Source organism: Psychrobacillus sp. NPDC093180 (assembly GCF_044754065.1).
Classification (GTDB): domain Bacteria; phylum Bacillota; class Bacilli; order Bacillales_A; family Planococcaceae; genus Psychrobacillus.
Window position 1 is genome coordinate 144,021 of the sequence record NZ_JBIVOJ010000001.1, and the last position, 14,235, is coordinate 158,255.

Below are 14,235 nucleotides of genomic sequence, written 5' to 3' on the forward strand. Positions count from 1 at the left end.
GGGCGAAATAATGACAAAGTTAGATGAGACATTGACAATGCTTAAAGAGTTAACCGATGCAAAAGGAATCCCAGGGAATGAGCGTGAACCTCGTCAAGTAATGGAAAAGTATATAAAGCCCTTTGTAGATAAAATAGAATATGATAATCTAGGAAGCTTGATCGCTGAAAAAGTGGGGGACGCAAATGGTCCCAAGATAATGGTAGCAGGGCATTTAGATGAAGTCGGGTTTATGATTTCTAAAATTGATGACAAAGGATTTTTAAGCTTTCAAACAGTCGGTGGCTGGTGGTCTCAAGTAATGCTTGCACAACGAGTGACAATCGTGACTCGTAAAGGTGATACTATTACCGGTGTGATCGGATCAAAACCTCCTCATATTTTAACAGCGGATGCACGAAAAAAAGCAGTGGACGTAAAAGATATGTTCATCGATATCGGTGCTTCCTCAAAAGAAGAGGCGATGGAGTGGGGAGTATTACCGGGAGATATGGTCGTACCATATTTTGAATTCTCGGTGATGAACAATGAAAAATTATTACTTGCAAAAGCATGGGATAATCGTATTGGCTGTGCTATTGCAATCGACGTATTAAAAGGTTTGCAAGATGTACAACATCCGAACATTGTATATGGTGTAGGAACTGTTCAAGAAGAAGTTGGACTTCGTGGTGCTAAAACTTCTACAGTAAAAGTAAATCCAGATATCGGTTTTGCAGTTGACGTTGGTATTGCAGGAGATACACCTGGTATTACTGCGAAAGAATCGACAAGCAAAATGGGAGCGGGTCCACAAATTGTATTGTTCGATGCATCGATGGTATCACATAAAGGATTGCGTGATTTTGTAATTGATACGGCAGAAGAAAATAATATTCCATATCAATTTGAAACGATCCCTGGTGGAGGAACAGATGCAGGCTCTATGCATATTTCTTTGAATGGTGTACCAGCATTATCAATTGGAATTGCAACGCGTTATATCCATTCACATGCTGGAATTCTTCATCGCGATGATTATGAAAACATAGTCAAATTGATTGTAGAAGTAATAAAAAAATTAGACCGCGATGCAGTAAATAAAATTACGTTTGATTAATAAAAATCGTCTAGAAGAGCATAATGAATGCCATTCTAGACGTTTTTTAATTTTCAGTTTTGCATATAAATTCAGTTGACTTTATGATTATTCATATTTATAATGATAATTACATAAATATACGTAAAGGAGTGTTTTTATAAATGAAACTTTTAGAATGGGCGAACTTAAAAATGGTAGATAGTTTAAAAGGTAAGGATCTATTAACTCTTTTTGATTACTCAAAAGAGGAGATAGTAGATATAATTCAGCTAGCAGTTGAATTGAAAAAGCTAACAAAGGCGGGGAAATGTCCCCCACTTTTAGAAGGTAAAACATTAGGGATGATTTTTGAAAAACACTCAACAAGAACTAGAATTTCTTTTGAAGTCGGTATGAAACAATTAGGTGGAAATGGTATGTTTATGCATTCACGTGATTTGCAAATCGGTCGAGGTGAATCAGTTTATGATACGGGCCATGTATTGTCTGGTTATTTAGATGGCATTATGATTCGTGCAAATTCGCATGAAATGGTGAAAGAATTAGCCGAGCATGCGAGCATACCTGTCATTAATGGATTAACAGATATGTATCATCCCTGCCAAGCGCTGGCAGACATTCTAACGATTCATGAAGTGAAAGGATATACACAGGGTTTAAAGATTGCGTATATTGGAGATGGGAATAATGTGGCACACTCTCTAGTTATAGCTTCAGCATACATGGGGATGCATATTGCCGTTGCAACACCGGTTGGTTATGAACCAAATCCAGAAATTATGGAAAAAGCAAAAGCGATTGCTTTACAAAATGGTGGATCGTTGTTCGTATCGAATGATCCAGTAGAAGCAGTGGTGAATGCAGATGTTATTTATACAGATGTTTGGACATCTATGGGGCAAGAAGAGGAAATGCAGAACCGTTTAGCAGACTTTAAAGAGTTTCAGATCAATGAAGCGCTAGTGGCGAATGCAAAGAATGATTATATATTCTTACACTGTCTGCCTGCCCATCGTGAAGAAGAAGTCTCCACTGCTGTAATTGATGGACCGAACTCATACATTTTCCAGCAAGCTGAAAATCGTTTGCACGCACAAAAAGCAGTGTTAGCTTCTCTAATGGCTTAATCGGATTTTAGGAACAATAGACTGGGAAGACAGGGTTTGTCACCAGGCTATTCCAATACATGCGATGTCGATCGTCAAGATGGACGGCTTCATCGCTACATACGAAGAGTGATTCGGGAGACGCTGAATCACTCTTTATCATTTTTACAAAAAAAGAACCTATCCTTAAGATAGGTCTTTAGTAAAGTAAATGATTAAGCTTTTGAAACTTTATTTGGTATTTTAGTTGTTGTGGTTTCAGTGCTTTCTTTTACTGGGCGTTTGGACCAATAAGTCGCTAAAATTGGACCGGAAATATTATGCCAAACTGCTCCTAGTGCACTTGGAAGAGCAGCTAACGGACCTAAGTGAGCGCTTGCTAGTGCCACACCTAAACCAGAGTTTTGCATACCTACTTCAATAGAAATTGCTCGCTGATCTAATTCGGAAAGACCCATTAGCTTTGCAGCAAAATAACCTAATAATAACCCTGCACCATTATGCAGGAATACTCCTACAAACACTAAGAAACCAGCAGAAGCAATGTTATTTACGTTACCTGCAACAACTGCAGAAACAATTGTAATAATGGCTAGTACTGATATAAGTGGTAAAATACTTAAGCTTTTTTCCACTACGTTCGGTAATAATTTTTTCAAAAATAATCCAAGAATAATCGGTATAATAATTACTTGGACAATAGACATGAACATATCAACCGCATCGACTGGCATCCATTGTCCTGCAAGTAAAAGCAGCAATAATGGTGTTAAAAGAGGTGCCAAGATAGTCGAGAAAGAAGTCATTGTAATAGACAATGGAACATTTCCTTTGGCTAAATAAACCATAACGTTTGATGCGGTTCCACCTGGTACAGAACCTAAAAGAACTAGACCGGCTGCTAACTCACCTGGTAATTGTAAAAGATAAGCAATTGCAAATGCAGTTAAGGGCATAATGATGAACTGGGCTAAAACCCCGATTATAACAGGTTTCGGATGCGTTAAAATCAATTTAAAATCTACAGCCTTTAGCGTAAGACCCATCCCAAACATAACAATTCCAAGCAAAATCGTAATATACTTACCAAATGGAAGAAACGTATCAGGTATTAAAAATGCAATGACCGCTACTGCGATTACTAAAAATGCAAAATACTTTCCTGCAAAATTACTAATAGACTCTAATATTTTCAAATTATTCACCTAAGCTTTCTATTTTTACGATTTTGTTTGGATTTAATATATTGTTCGGATCAAGTGCGACTTTAATTTTTTCCATTACTAGTAAAGCTGCTCCATGTTCAGTAGCTTGATACTTTTGTTTTCCTACCCCTACACCATGCTCGCCAGTACAAGTACCGTCTCGCTCTAGAGCATAGTGAACGATTTTTTCATTGAATGCTTCTGCTTTAGCTACTTCTTCTGGATTATTCATATCAATCATCAATAACGCGTGGAAGTTTCCGTCTCCGACATGTCCTAGAACTCCTCCGACAAGACCAATTGTATCCAGTTCTTTTCTTGCATATATGACAGCGTCCGCTAGCTCTGAAATAGGTACACAAACATCGGTTACCATCATTTTTTTCCCTACGTTTCCGTGAATATACGCATACGCAAGGTTATGTCTGGCATCCCAAAGCTTTGTGCGTGCAGTATTATCTGTTTCGAATTGAACTTCCTCACAAAGATGATCTTCCATTATTTCTTTTGTAAATTCTACATCTTGCTGTAATCCTGCTTCGTTTCCGTCAAATTCTAAGAAAAGAGTAGGCTTTTCTGCATAATTTGTTTCACTAAATCGATTTACTTGACGTATGGAGCTTTCATCCACTAGCTCTACCCGTGCGATTGGTATGCCTGCCTGCAAAATGGAAGTAACGGCCTCTACTGCGTTTTGAACAGTCGGGAACACTGCTCTTGCTGCTGTTGTAAACTCTGGGATTCCGTACACTTTTAAAGTCAATTCTGTAAAGCAGCCGAGCGTTCCTTCCGAACCTACAAAAAGTCCGTTCAAATGATAACCCGATGCCGATTTGGCAGCCAAATTTCCTGTATGTATAATCGTACCGTCTGCAAGTACTACTTCTAAATCACGAACTTGATCTCGCATCACACCGTATTTAACAGTAGTTGTACCACTAGCGTTTGTAGCAGCCATTCCACCTAAGGTTGCATCTGCTCCGGGATCTACGGAAAAGAAAAGACCGTATTTCTTTAGTTCTTTATTTAGTTGCGTTCTCGTCACACCTGGTTGGACTTTTACTAATAAATCATTTTCACGAACTTCTATAATTTTATCCATCAATGAAAAATCAATCGTAATTCCTTTATCATATGGAATAATATGTCCTTCTAAGCTGGAGCCACGTCCAAAAGGAACAACTGCTACTTTGAAATTGTTTGCTATTTTCATAATTTGGCTCACGTCATTTGCTGTTTTAGGAAAAACAACGATATCAGGAAGACTGATATGATGGTAAGATTCGTCTTTACTATGTAGCTCTCGTACTGTTTGATTGACAGACACTAGGCTTTCGTCTAAAAACTCTTTTAATGTTTCTACTATTTCTTCTGTTAATATAGTCATGTTAAATCGCCTCTTTATAAAAATATAAGTATATGTTTTATTAGAATTTTTCTGTTAATTCTAATAGAGTAATTATACAGATAATTCGACAAATTGCAATTGAATCTTTATGAATTTTTTCACAATCTTTATTTTCTCCAATTGTTGAGCTACTAAAAAATTAGGGATTAACATTTTAGTTAGAACAAAGAAGTTAATTATCATTGACATTATGTTAAGTATACATTACATTATGTATATAATAGTTAACCTTTTGAGAGAAGGAGAAAAATGCTTAAAAATCGTGTGAAAGAATTACGCGCTAGATTTAGTTATACGCAAGGGATTTTAGGAGAAAAAGTAGGTGTGACAAGACAGACTATTGGTTTTATCGAAAAAGGAGAATTTTCTCCTTCTATTACACTTTCTTTAAAGCTTGCACATGTTTTGGAATGTAAGGTAGACGAACTATTTTGGCTAGAAGAGGAGGAATAACGATGAAAAAAGATTTTCGGGTACAGTATCCACTTTGGCAAATTGGTTTTATGTTAATATTTATGGCATTGGTTTTCGTGATTACCGGTGCAGTCACCACTTACGTTAACAATAAAACCTCATTTTCATATACGATCCAACTTGAAGCATTAGAAGGTGGTATTGTCTTTCTGCTAATTCCGGTGTTTCTTATCATGGCAATTATGTTATCTAGTAAATTAAAGAAATATAATAAAGAACACCCAACTAAAAAATTATCGGTATGGCGAACTAAGCCGCTTGAATACATGGAAGATGACGAAGCGTGGCAAATGATTACAAGAGTAGCGACTCAGAAAGTTTATACTTTCTTCACATGGTCATTACCTCTTTCAGCCGTTTTTCATTTACTAATTCCTACCTCTAAGTTCCTAATTATTTTAAATATTGTCGTTCTATCATTAGTGCAATATCTCATTTTTTATATTCATGTACGAAAGCATGTGACAGAAGAAGAGGAATAATAAAAATAATCCGTGAAGAGTATTATTTCTTCACGGATTATTTTTATTTGAATGCTGCAGAGATTTCATTTAATACGGAGCTTCGTTTTGTATCATCGGCCATCTTCCACCATTTTTCGAAGATAACTCCAAGCCCAGGTAGAAGATGTTCTTCGCCTCTTTGAATAGCATCTTCAACTACGTTACGAATATCTGTTGCAGAATTCCCTTTTAAATTGTTTGAAATTGCTTCTCGAATTTGAAAATCCATTTTTATCACTCCTCGTAATTATCTTTTCCAAACTCTCGCAAGGTATACACGAATTTGTTACTATTAAATAAAAAAGGCGGTACATATAAATGAAACGAATCGAATCTCCCCAAAATTCCCTTGTGAAGCATTGGAAAAAACTGTTAAGTGTTCGAAAAGAACGAGACAAAACAGGTGAATTCATTATCGAAGGCTACCACTTAGTCGAAGAAGCGATTAAACAAAAAGAACAGGTGCTTACAATTATGCTAAGTGATACGAGCGAGATTCCAGCAAATTGGGATGTAGACAATTTAGAAATCGTAGAAATAAATGATGTCATCAAAAAGGAACTTGCTGAAACAGAACACACACAAGGAATATTTGCGCATTGCAAACAGCAAACTGTAGAAGAGCAAGTACAAACAAAGTGGAAACGTTTGTTATTAATAGATGCTGTCCAAGATCCTGGCAATATTGGTACAATGATTCGCACAGCAGATGCTGCAGGAATCGATGCAGTGATTCTCGGTAAAGGTTCCGCGGATGCATATAACCCTAAAACATTGCGTTCAGCACAAGGTTCCCATTTTCATATCCCTATTGTAAAAGGAGATTTACATGAATGGATCATTGCATTGAAAAATCGACAAGTAACTGTTTTCGGAACCGCATTTGAAAACTCTACGCCATTCCATCAAGTGGAGAAAAGCGATTCTTTTGCGTTAATTGTAGGAAATGAAGGAAGTGGCATCCATAAAGAGCTACTAGAGCAGACCGATCAAAATATTATAGTGCCTCTTTTAGGACAAGCTGAGTCATTAAATGTAGCGGTAGCAACAGGGATTTTGTTATATGGTTTAGCATTATAATAGTTGGAATTAGAGATGTCGTATTACGTAGTTTAGGGAAACTGCGAAGTAGTCATCGACGTCTCACTCCAAGTAAACTTGTTTAATGAAAATTGATTGCTCTCAGGGGTAATTTGGTTGCTTTCAGACTAGACTAGTTGCTCTCAACAGACTTTTGGTTGCTCTCAGACTAGAACTGGTTGCTTTCAACAGCAGTTGGTTGCCCTTAGCCATTTATTGGATTTACTTAGTCAAAAAACTGTAGATGTTTTTGTTTTTAGCAAGTCGATCATAAATAAAAACGAAATTACCATTGATTTTCGCTACAGTCGGCGACTCCTGTGAGACGAGTGGGCTAATGAGACATCCCAACGACGCCCAAAGCGGAGGGGATGGCTCATCGTTCCCCCCACGGAAAGCGCCCGACTGGAGTGAAAATCACGGCAGACACCTAATAAAGCTTTACGTCGCAGTTTCCCCATTATACGCATAAAAATAAATCACACTTGAAGTAACGTTTAAAACTTCGTATAATGAATATAATTTGATATATAAAAGCTGTCATCGGGAAAAGTATATATGCCGATTCGAAAAAAGGAATTTTACACCTTGACTGAAAGTGTAAATTGAGAATGCATATAGAAGTTCACCCCGCTAGCTGCCACCGGGACCAGTCATTGACTGTAAAGGTGTGCCGGTGTAGAGCCGTTAGTCGAATTGAGTGATTGCACATTTTTGTCGTGCAATAATCAGGGTGGTACCGCGAAATTAGTCCTCGTCCCTTTTATAGGGGCGGGGTTTTTATTTTGTCAAAAAGGAGAGTATTTAAACATGGAAGCACAACTTCAACAGTTAAAAGAAGAAGCATTACAAAAAATTGAAGCTTCTCAGAATGTCAAAGAATTAAATGATGTGCGTGTTGCATATTTAGGGAAAAAAGGACCTATTACGGATTTATTAAAAGGAATGGGTAAACTTCCTGCAGAAGAACGTCCTAAAATGGGAGCTCTTGTAAATGTAGTTCGTGAAGAGGTAACAGAAGTGCTAGAAGCTCGCATGACTCTTCTACAAGAACAAGCGATTCAAGCGCAATTAGAAAAAGAATCAATTGATGTGACATTACCAGGTCGCCCTGTGAAAACAGGAAATCATCATCCACTAACTCGTGTGGTAGAAGAAATTGAAGATTTGTTCATTAGCATGGGCTATGAAATCGCAGAAGGTCCAGAAGTAGAAAAAGATTACTACAATTTCGAGGCGTTGAACTTACCAAAAGGTCACCCAGCTCGTGATATGCAAGACTCATTCTACATCTCAGAAGATATTCTGCTTCGTACACATACATCACCAGTGCAAGCTCGTACGATGGAAGCAAAAGAAGGAAAGCCGATTAAAATTATTTGCCCTGGTAAAGTATATCGCCGTGACAATGACGATGCGACGCATTCTCACCAATTTACACAAATTGAAGGGCTTGTTATTGGGGAAAACATTCGTATGAGTGATTTAAAAGGAACGCTTTCAGTTTTTGCGAAGAAAATGTTCGGCGAAGATCGTGAAATCCGTCTACGTCCAAGCTTCTTCCCATTCACAGAACCATCTGTTGAAATGGATATTTCTTGTTTCAAATGTGGCGGCAGTGGCTGTAACGTTTGTAAGAAAACAGGGTGGATTGAAATTTTAGGTGCTGGTATGGTGCATCCAAATGTTTTAGAAATGGCTGGATATGATTCGAAAAAACTTTCTGGCTTTGCATTTGGTATGGGGCCAGAACGTATTGCAATGTTGAAATATGGAGTGGAAGATATTCGTCATTTCTATACAAATGATGTGCGTTTCTTATCGCAATTCCACCGAACAGAAGTGTAAGGAGGAAATGATATGTTAGTTTCTACGAAATGGTTAGCGGAATATGTAAATACACAAGGACTTGATCCAAAAGATTTAGGGGAAAAAATTACTCGTTCAGGAATTGAAGTGGATGCAGTTATAGATCGTTCTCAAGGAATGACGAATGTGGTAGTTGGTTATGTGAAGGAATGCGTCAAGCATCCGGAAGCTGATAAATTAAATATTTGCCAAGTAGACGTTGGAGAAGAAACAACACAAATAATTTGTGGAGCTCCAAACGTAGCAGAAGGGCAAAAAGTAATCGTTGCTCGTCCAGGAGCAGTACTTCCTGGTGGAATAAAAATAAAAAAAGCAAAACTACGCGGTGAAGAATCGAATGGTATGATCTGTTCACTACAAGAACTTGGTATTGAAGGAAGACTAGTACCAAAAGCGTACGCTGAAGGTATTTATGTACTTCCAGAAACAGCGAATCCGGGTGAAAGTGCACTTCCACTACTAGGGTTAGATGACATTATCCTTGAACTTGGGTTAACACCAAACCGGTCGGATGCGCTAAGCATGCTTGGAGTTGCTTACGAAGTTGGAGCTATTTTATCGGAAGATATGAAATACCCAGAAGCAACATACACAGAAAGTAGCGAAAAAGCTTCTGACTACTTAAACTTACGTGTTGATGCAATCGAAGAAAATCCGATGTACGTAGCAAAAGTAGTAAAAAACGTGCAAATTAAAGAATCACCACTTTGGTTACAACATCGTCTAATGGCAGCTGGTGTTCGTCCACATAATAATGTAGTCGATATTACAAACTATGTGTTAATGGAATACGGCCAACCACTTCATGCATTTGACTATGACCGTTTAGAAACAAAAGAACTTGTCATTCGTCTTGCAAATGAAGGGGAAAAGATTGTTACACTCGATGATCAAGAACGTACACTTAAATCGAATAATTTAGTTATTACAAATGGCAAAGAGCCAGTTGCAATTGCTGGAGTTATGGGTGGAGCAAATTCAGAAGTGCATGACGGTACAACAACGGTTGTAATTGAGTCAGCATATTTTGCAGGTGGATCTGTTCGTCAAACATCAAAAGACCAAAATTTACGCAGTGATGCAAGTGCTCGATTTGAAAAGGGTGTAGATCCGAATCGCGTTATTTTAGCGGCAGAGCGTGCGGCAAGTCTACTTGCTGAACTAGCTGGTGGAGAAGTGCTAGCAGGATCTGTTGTCGTAGATGAATTAGACAAAGCACCTGTGGAAGTTGTTGTATCTCCAGACTTTATCAACAATCGTTTAGGGATGAAAATTTCATTAGAAGATATGACTTCTATTCTAACGAGATTAAAATTTGATCACCAAGCGGCAAATGGTTATTTATACATTAATGCACCGACTCGTCGTCAAGATATTAAAATTCCAGAAGACATCGTAGAAGAAATCGCGCGTATGTATGGATACGATGAAATCCCAATGACGCTTCCAGTGGAAGAATCTAAACCAGGTGGACTAACATCCTATCAAGCAAAACGCCGTCAAGTTCGTGCTTACTTGGAAGGTGCAGGCCTATATCAAGCAATCACTTATTCTTTAACTTCTAAAGAAATGTCTCAAAAATTTGCATTAGAAACAGCACCAGTTACAGAGCTATTAATGCCTATGAGTGAAGAACGCAGCACACTTCGCCAAAGTTTAATCCCGCATTTACTAGATGCCGTATCGTATAACACTGCTCGCCAAGCAGATACAGTGGCTCTTTATGAAGTTGGTTCTGTTTTCTTAGGTGAAACAGAATCGGGTCTGCCTCATGAACAAGAACATTTAGCAGCAGTAATTGCTGGTAAATGGGTGGACCACAGCTGGCAAGGTGAGAAAAAAGCAGTCGATTTCTTCGTACTAAAAGGAATCGTCGAAGGATTAATGGAGCTACTTGGTCATTCAAAAGAACTTACTTTTGAACGTGCAGTAGTAGACGGATTACATCCGGGACGTACTGCATCGATTAAACTTGCTGGAGAAGAAATTGGTTTAATCGGACAATTGCATCCATCTGAACAAAAAGTACGTGACTTAAAAGATACGTATGTAATGGAACTAAACTTAGCACAAGTATTGAACAAAGAAGTGGAAACATTATACTATGCACCAGTTTCTAAATTCCCATCAATCACTCGTGATATTGCATTAGTAGTAGACAGCGAAAAAGCAGCTGGAGAACTACAAGCAATTATCCAACTATCTGGTGGACGACTATTAAAAGCTGTACATCTATTCGATTTATACGAAGGAGAAAAAATGGAGCCAGGCAAAAAATCGGTTGCATTCTCTCTAACTTATTTCGATCCAGAACGTACATTAACGGATGAAGAAGTAGTAAATGCCCATAACAAAGTATTAAAAGCACTTGCAGAACAAGCAGGGGCGGAGTTAAGAGGATAAGATAGAAGGGAGCAGTGCCGATATAATGGTACTGCTCTTTTTTAGTTCCCTATCTTACATAGAGAGAGCATAGGATTGTCCAAATTTCGTGTGTCATGGTCCAACTTCTTCTCATTGTTGTCCAATTCGACAACTGGGAAACTTTCCAATAAAAAAGTGCATTCTTCTGCAGTCAAAATGGAGCAGTGCCGATATACTGATACTGTTCTTTTCGTTTTGGTAGGAAAAAATAGAGAGTGATAAATAAACGCAATCAAATTAGTCATGAGTAATGGACTATAATGGAACATCTCTCCAGCAAGGCATAAGCTGGTGAGATGTTTTTCACGTCAACTGATATTTTTTCATTTTTGCATATAACCAAGTTCTACTGATGCCGAGGCTCCTGCTCGCTTGTGCTTTATTGCCATTTGCCTCTCGTAAAGCTGTCAAAATGAGTTCTTTTTCCGTTCTTTCCATTGAACTGATGAAGGAATCTTGGGAAAGGGTTTTGGGGGATGGAAAAGGTCTCACATGTTCATCTGTATTCTGCTGGACTCGCGTGGAGAGTGGGTTGGGCAGTTGCACAACTTTAATGTAATGATCCTGCGTCAAATTGGCAGCCCTTTCCAATAGGTTTTGAAGTTCGCGAATATTACCAGGCCAATCATAGTTTAACAGTCTGGTTAATGCAGAATGTGTAATCCCGCTTAGTTGGAAACCAGATCGGTTCAGTTCGGTAATGATGGAGTTGACGATATCTGGAATATCTTCCATCCGCTCTCGTAAAGGTGGAATTTCAATCCGCATGATATTTAATCGGTAATAAAGATCCTCTCTGAATTTCCCTTCTGAAATTAACTTTTCCAGATTTTTATTTGTCGCAGCTATAATTTTTGTATCTAACTGGATGATACGATTACTGCCCACTGGTTCGAATTCTTTTTCTTGTAGCACCCGTAAAAGTTTTGTTTGTAGCTGCAATGGCATATCTCCAATTTCATCGAGGAATAAAGTGCCATTTTGCGCCATTTCTAGTTTCCCTTTTTTCCCGCCTTTTTTTGCCCCAGTGAATGAACCTTCTGCATAACCGAAAAATTCCGATTCGAGTAATTCACTAGGAATAGCGGCACAGTTCACTTGGACAAACATGCCGGTTTGTTGGGACGCTGCATGGATCCCATGTGCAAACAGCTCTTTCCCAGTACCGCTTTCTCCCAGCAATAGCACTGTCGAACGGCTACGTGATGCCGCCAAAGCTTCCTTTTTTGCTTGCCGGATTGATTCTGACTCTCCTACGATGTCGGCTAATGAGTACTTCGTGCCTCTTATTTCTTTTAGTTCATTTTGATAATAAGAGAGTTGTTGCTCGAGTTTACTCACTTTTTGTAGGGCGGTTTGTAATTGAGTTAGTCCTTGGTATGTGATTTTGCAAATAGCTCCTACAATGACTTCTCCGTCTTTTATCGGCAATACCGTAATGAGGGATTGAGTATCCCGGATTAGTTTTGGTACATTAATCATTTTCACTCCCATTCGGAGAGTTTCTTCTATATCAAGTTCCGGAAAGGTCTTAATGATGGAATTTCCTAATAGGGCCTTTTCATCCATTTCATATAAATCACAGAAACCCTTATTGGCCATCGTGATTTTCAACTGTTCATCCACTAAAATAATGCCATCATACGCCAATTCCACGACGGAGCGTAATTTGTCCTCCCATTCCTTAGAGAATTCTAATTCCTTAACGGTTTCTTCAAGCATGGTCATGTCCTCCATCAGTACCATGGATCCTACCAACTCATTGTTTTCCAAGATAGGATAACATTTAACATATAGGCTATGATTGTTTAGTTGGAGTTTGGTTTTGGTCCCCGTTTCTTGGTTCAACAATATGCCATTCAATAAAGTAAGAATTGGTTCGTCAATTTCCCGCTTCCCAAATGTATAGTTATCAGAAGATAATTGTAGAAACAAATGGGCCATTGGATTGATGGAGATGATATTCAGATTTTTGTCGACCGAAAAAAGGCCGAAATTCAAATTTTGGAAGATCAACTCCAATTCCGTTTCCATACGATCATAAACTTTATCGTACAAATAAAGGATTTCAGAAGTGGACATGATACCAACAGGTTCTTTTTTATCATTCAGGACAGGTGCATGTCCTATCTGATTTTCTAGCAGAATTGTACGTGTTTCCGGAATCGTATTTTCAGGCGATAAACAGATTGGTTTTTCAATGATAAAGGAACTAATGGAATGTTCAAATACATACCCACTAGCCAGTGCTTGGATTAATCTATTTTTTGTTAGAATACCGCAAAACTGTCCGTTGCTAAGGACCACTGGAATAATATGCAACTTAGTGAGGGCAAAATTTTCGAGTGCCTGCTGTATGGTGTCCGTATTTCTGCATATAGGAAAAACTTTCGTCATGACATCTTGCATTAACATAGATTTCATCCTTTCAACTTTATTGATTATTTATTAGTATACCAAATAATCAGAAATATCACTTTACATTTTTGTGTTAGCGATAGTTTACACTTTACGTTAATTGTTAGAATTTGTTTACACATCCGCATGTACAAATCAACAAGATATCATAGTTATCGGTCATTTGTTTATTGGCATGAATCTTGCAAATAAGTAAAGTATAGCTGGAAAATAACATGAGAGGCTTGTGATAGAAGGTGAAATACAACGAATTTCAAGTTGCACAGACATTTGAAACAGAAATCACGACAATAACTAATGAAGAGATATTAGATTTCGCATCAAAGTATGATCCGCAATACATGCATATTGATGAAGCTAAAGCAAAAGAGAGCATGTTCGGTGGAATCATTGCTTCCGGTATGCATACATTATCGGTTACATGGAATGCATGGGTGCAACTTGGACTTTTCGGAGATGATGTCATAGCCGGAGTGAGTATACAGAATGTGAGATTCCGGAGACCTGTTTTTCCTGACGATCGATTGACTGTCAAAGTGGAAATCATAGATATGGAGCAGACGAAGGAAGATCGCGGGACCATCACAATTAATTTAGCAACATATAACCAAGAGGAAAAATTGGTACTTGAAACAGAAGTAATAGGACTTATACGAGTTTAAGAAAT

Annotated in this window: 12 protein-coding genes and 1 other annotated feature; of the genes, 8 read left to right on the forward strand and 4 right to left on the reverse strand. The window is 38.1% G+C overall.

What is annotated here, in order from left to right:
* Positions 1–10: 10 nt before the first annotated feature.
* A complete protein-coding gene (locus ACIP9W_RS00795) occupies positions 11–1,099 on the forward strand; it encodes a M42 family metallopeptidase (protein ID WP_400785137.1) in 1,089 nt (362 codons plus the stop codon).
* A 143-nt stretch (positions 1,100–1,242) separates the two neighbouring features.
* A complete protein-coding gene (gene argF, locus ACIP9W_RS00800; protein ID WP_400785139.1) occupies positions 1,243–2,208 on the forward strand; it encodes an ornithine carbamoyltransferase in 966 nt (321 codons plus the stop codon).
* 194 nt (positions 2,209–2,402) lie between these two features.
* Here the strand turns inward: argF and ACIP9W_RS00805 are convergent, their stop codons facing one another.
* Positions 2,403–3,383 carry a bile acid:sodium symporter family protein gene (locus ACIP9W_RS00805; protein WP_400785141.1) on the reverse strand — a complete coding sequence of 327 codons (981 nt, stop codon included), beginning with the start codon at positions 3,381–3,383 and terminating at the stop codon, positions 2,403–2,405.
* Between the two features lies 1 nt (position 3,384).
* Entirely contained in the window at positions 3,385–4,779 is a 1,395-nt protein-coding gene (locus tag ACIP9W_RS00810; protein WP_400785143.1) for an FAD-binding oxidoreductase, read from the reverse strand.
* Positions 4,780–5,049: 270 nt separating this feature from the next.
* On the opposite strand from ACIP9W_RS00810, the gene ACIP9W_RS00815 reads away from it, so the two are divergent.
* Both ACIP9W_RS00815 and ACIP9W_RS00820 read left to right on the forward strand, forming a co-directional pair.
* Positions 5,050–5,253 carry a helix-turn-helix transcriptional regulator gene (locus ACIP9W_RS00815; RefSeq protein ID WP_400785145.1) on the forward strand — a complete coding sequence of 68 codons (204 nt, stop codon included), beginning with the start codon at positions 5,050–5,052 and terminating at the stop codon, positions 5,251–5,253.
* 2 nt (positions 5,254–5,255) lie between these two features.
* Complete coding sequence (locus tag ACIP9W_RS00820) at positions 5,256–5,756, forward strand: hypothetical protein (protein WP_400785147.1); 501 nt, start codon at positions 5,256–5,258, stop codon at positions 5,754–5,756.
* Positions 5,757–5,799: 43 nt separating this feature from the next.
* Here the strand turns inward: ACIP9W_RS00820 and sspI are convergent, their stop codons facing one another.
* The gene (gene sspI / locus ACIP9W_RS00825; RefSeq protein ID WP_142538750.1) at positions 5,800–6,006 is read right to left on the reverse strand and encodes a small acid-soluble spore protein SspI; all 207 of its coding nucleotides are present in this window, start codon (positions 6,004–6,006) and stop codon (positions 5,800–5,802) included.
* Positions 6,007–6,095: 89 nt separating this feature from the next.
* Between sspI and ACIP9W_RS00830 the strand changes: the two genes are divergently transcribed.
* From ACIP9W_RS00830 to pheT, 3 genes are all read left to right on the forward strand, one after another.
* Entirely contained in the window at positions 6,096–6,857 is a 762-nt protein-coding gene (locus ACIP9W_RS00830) for a TrmH family RNA methyltransferase (protein ID WP_400785149.1), read from the forward strand.
* Positions 6,858–7,387: 530 nt separating this feature from the next.
* Positions 7,388–7,622 (forward strand) — a binding site (T-box leader).
* A 45-nt stretch (positions 7,623–7,667) separates the two neighbouring features.
* On the forward strand, positions 7,668–8,705 hold the full coding sequence (pheS, locus tag ACIP9W_RS00835; RefSeq protein ID WP_400785151.1) for a phenylalanine--tRNA ligase subunit alpha: 1,038 nt from the start codon (positions 7,668–7,670) through the stop codon (positions 8,703–8,705).
* 12 nt (positions 8,706–8,717) lie between these two features.
* Positions 8,718–11,129, forward strand: a complete 2,412-nt coding sequence (gene pheT / locus ACIP9W_RS00840; protein ID WP_400785153.1) for a phenylalanine--tRNA ligase subunit beta — start codon at positions 8,718–8,720, stop codon at positions 11,127–11,129.
* Between the two features lie 324 nt (positions 11,130–11,453).
* Here the strand turns inward: pheT and ACIP9W_RS00845 are convergent, their stop codons facing one another.
* Positions 11,454–13,565, reverse strand: a complete 2,112-nt coding sequence (locus tag ACIP9W_RS00845) for a sigma 54-interacting transcriptional regulator (protein WP_400785155.1) — start codon at positions 13,563–13,565, stop codon at positions 11,454–11,456.
* A gap of 239 nt (positions 13,566–13,804) precedes the next feature.
* Between ACIP9W_RS00845 and ACIP9W_RS00850 the strand changes: the two genes are divergently transcribed.
* Positions 13,805–14,230 carry a MaoC/PaaZ C-terminal domain-containing protein gene (locus ACIP9W_RS00850; protein ID WP_400785157.1) on the forward strand — a complete coding sequence of 142 codons (426 nt, stop codon included), beginning with the start codon at positions 13,805–13,807 and terminating at the stop codon, positions 14,228–14,230.
* Positions 14,231–14,235 lie beyond the last annotated feature (5 nt).

What these genes read in the sequence shown, in the direction of transcription:
- ACIP9W_RS00815 (WP_400785145.1), top strand. Translation starts at nt 5,050, where the DNA reads ATGCTTAAAAATCGTGTGAAAGAATTACGCGCTAGATTTAGTTATACG.
- ACIP9W_RS00830 (WP_400785149.1), top strand. Translation starts at nt 6,096, where the DNA reads ATGAAACGAATCGAATCTCCCCAAAATTCCCTTGTGAAGCATTGGAAA.
- argF (WP_400785139.1), top strand. Translation starts at nt 1,243, where the DNA reads ATGAAACTTTTAGAATGGGCGAACTTAAAAATGGTAGATAGTTTAAAA.
- ACIP9W_RS00845 (WP_400785155.1), bottom strand. Translation starts at nt 13,565, where the DNA reads ATGTTAATGCAAGATGTCATGACGAAAGTTTTTCCTATATGCAGAAAT.
- sspI (WP_142538750.1), bottom strand. Translation starts at nt 6,006, where the DNA reads ATGGATTTTCAAATTCGAGAAGCAATTTCAAACAATTTAAAAGGGAAT.
- ACIP9W_RS00795 (WP_400785137.1), top strand. Translation starts at nt 11, where the DNA reads ATGACAAAGTTAGATGAGACATTGACAATGCTTAAAGAGTTAACCGAT.
- ACIP9W_RS00810 (WP_400785143.1), bottom strand. Translation starts at nt 4,779, where the DNA reads ATGACTATATTAACAGAAGAAATAGTAGAAACATTAAAAGAGTTTTTA.
- pheT (WP_400785153.1), top strand. Translation starts at nt 8,718, where the DNA reads ATGTTAGTTTCTACGAAATGGTTAGCGGAATATGTAAATACACAAGGA.
- pheS (WP_400785151.1), top strand. Translation starts at nt 7,668, where the DNA reads ATGGAAGCACAACTTCAACAGTTAAAAGAAGAAGCATTACAAAAAATT.
- ACIP9W_RS00820 (WP_400785147.1), top strand. Translation starts at nt 5,256, where the DNA reads ATGAAAAAAGATTTTCGGGTACAGTATCCACTTTGGCAAATTGGTTTT.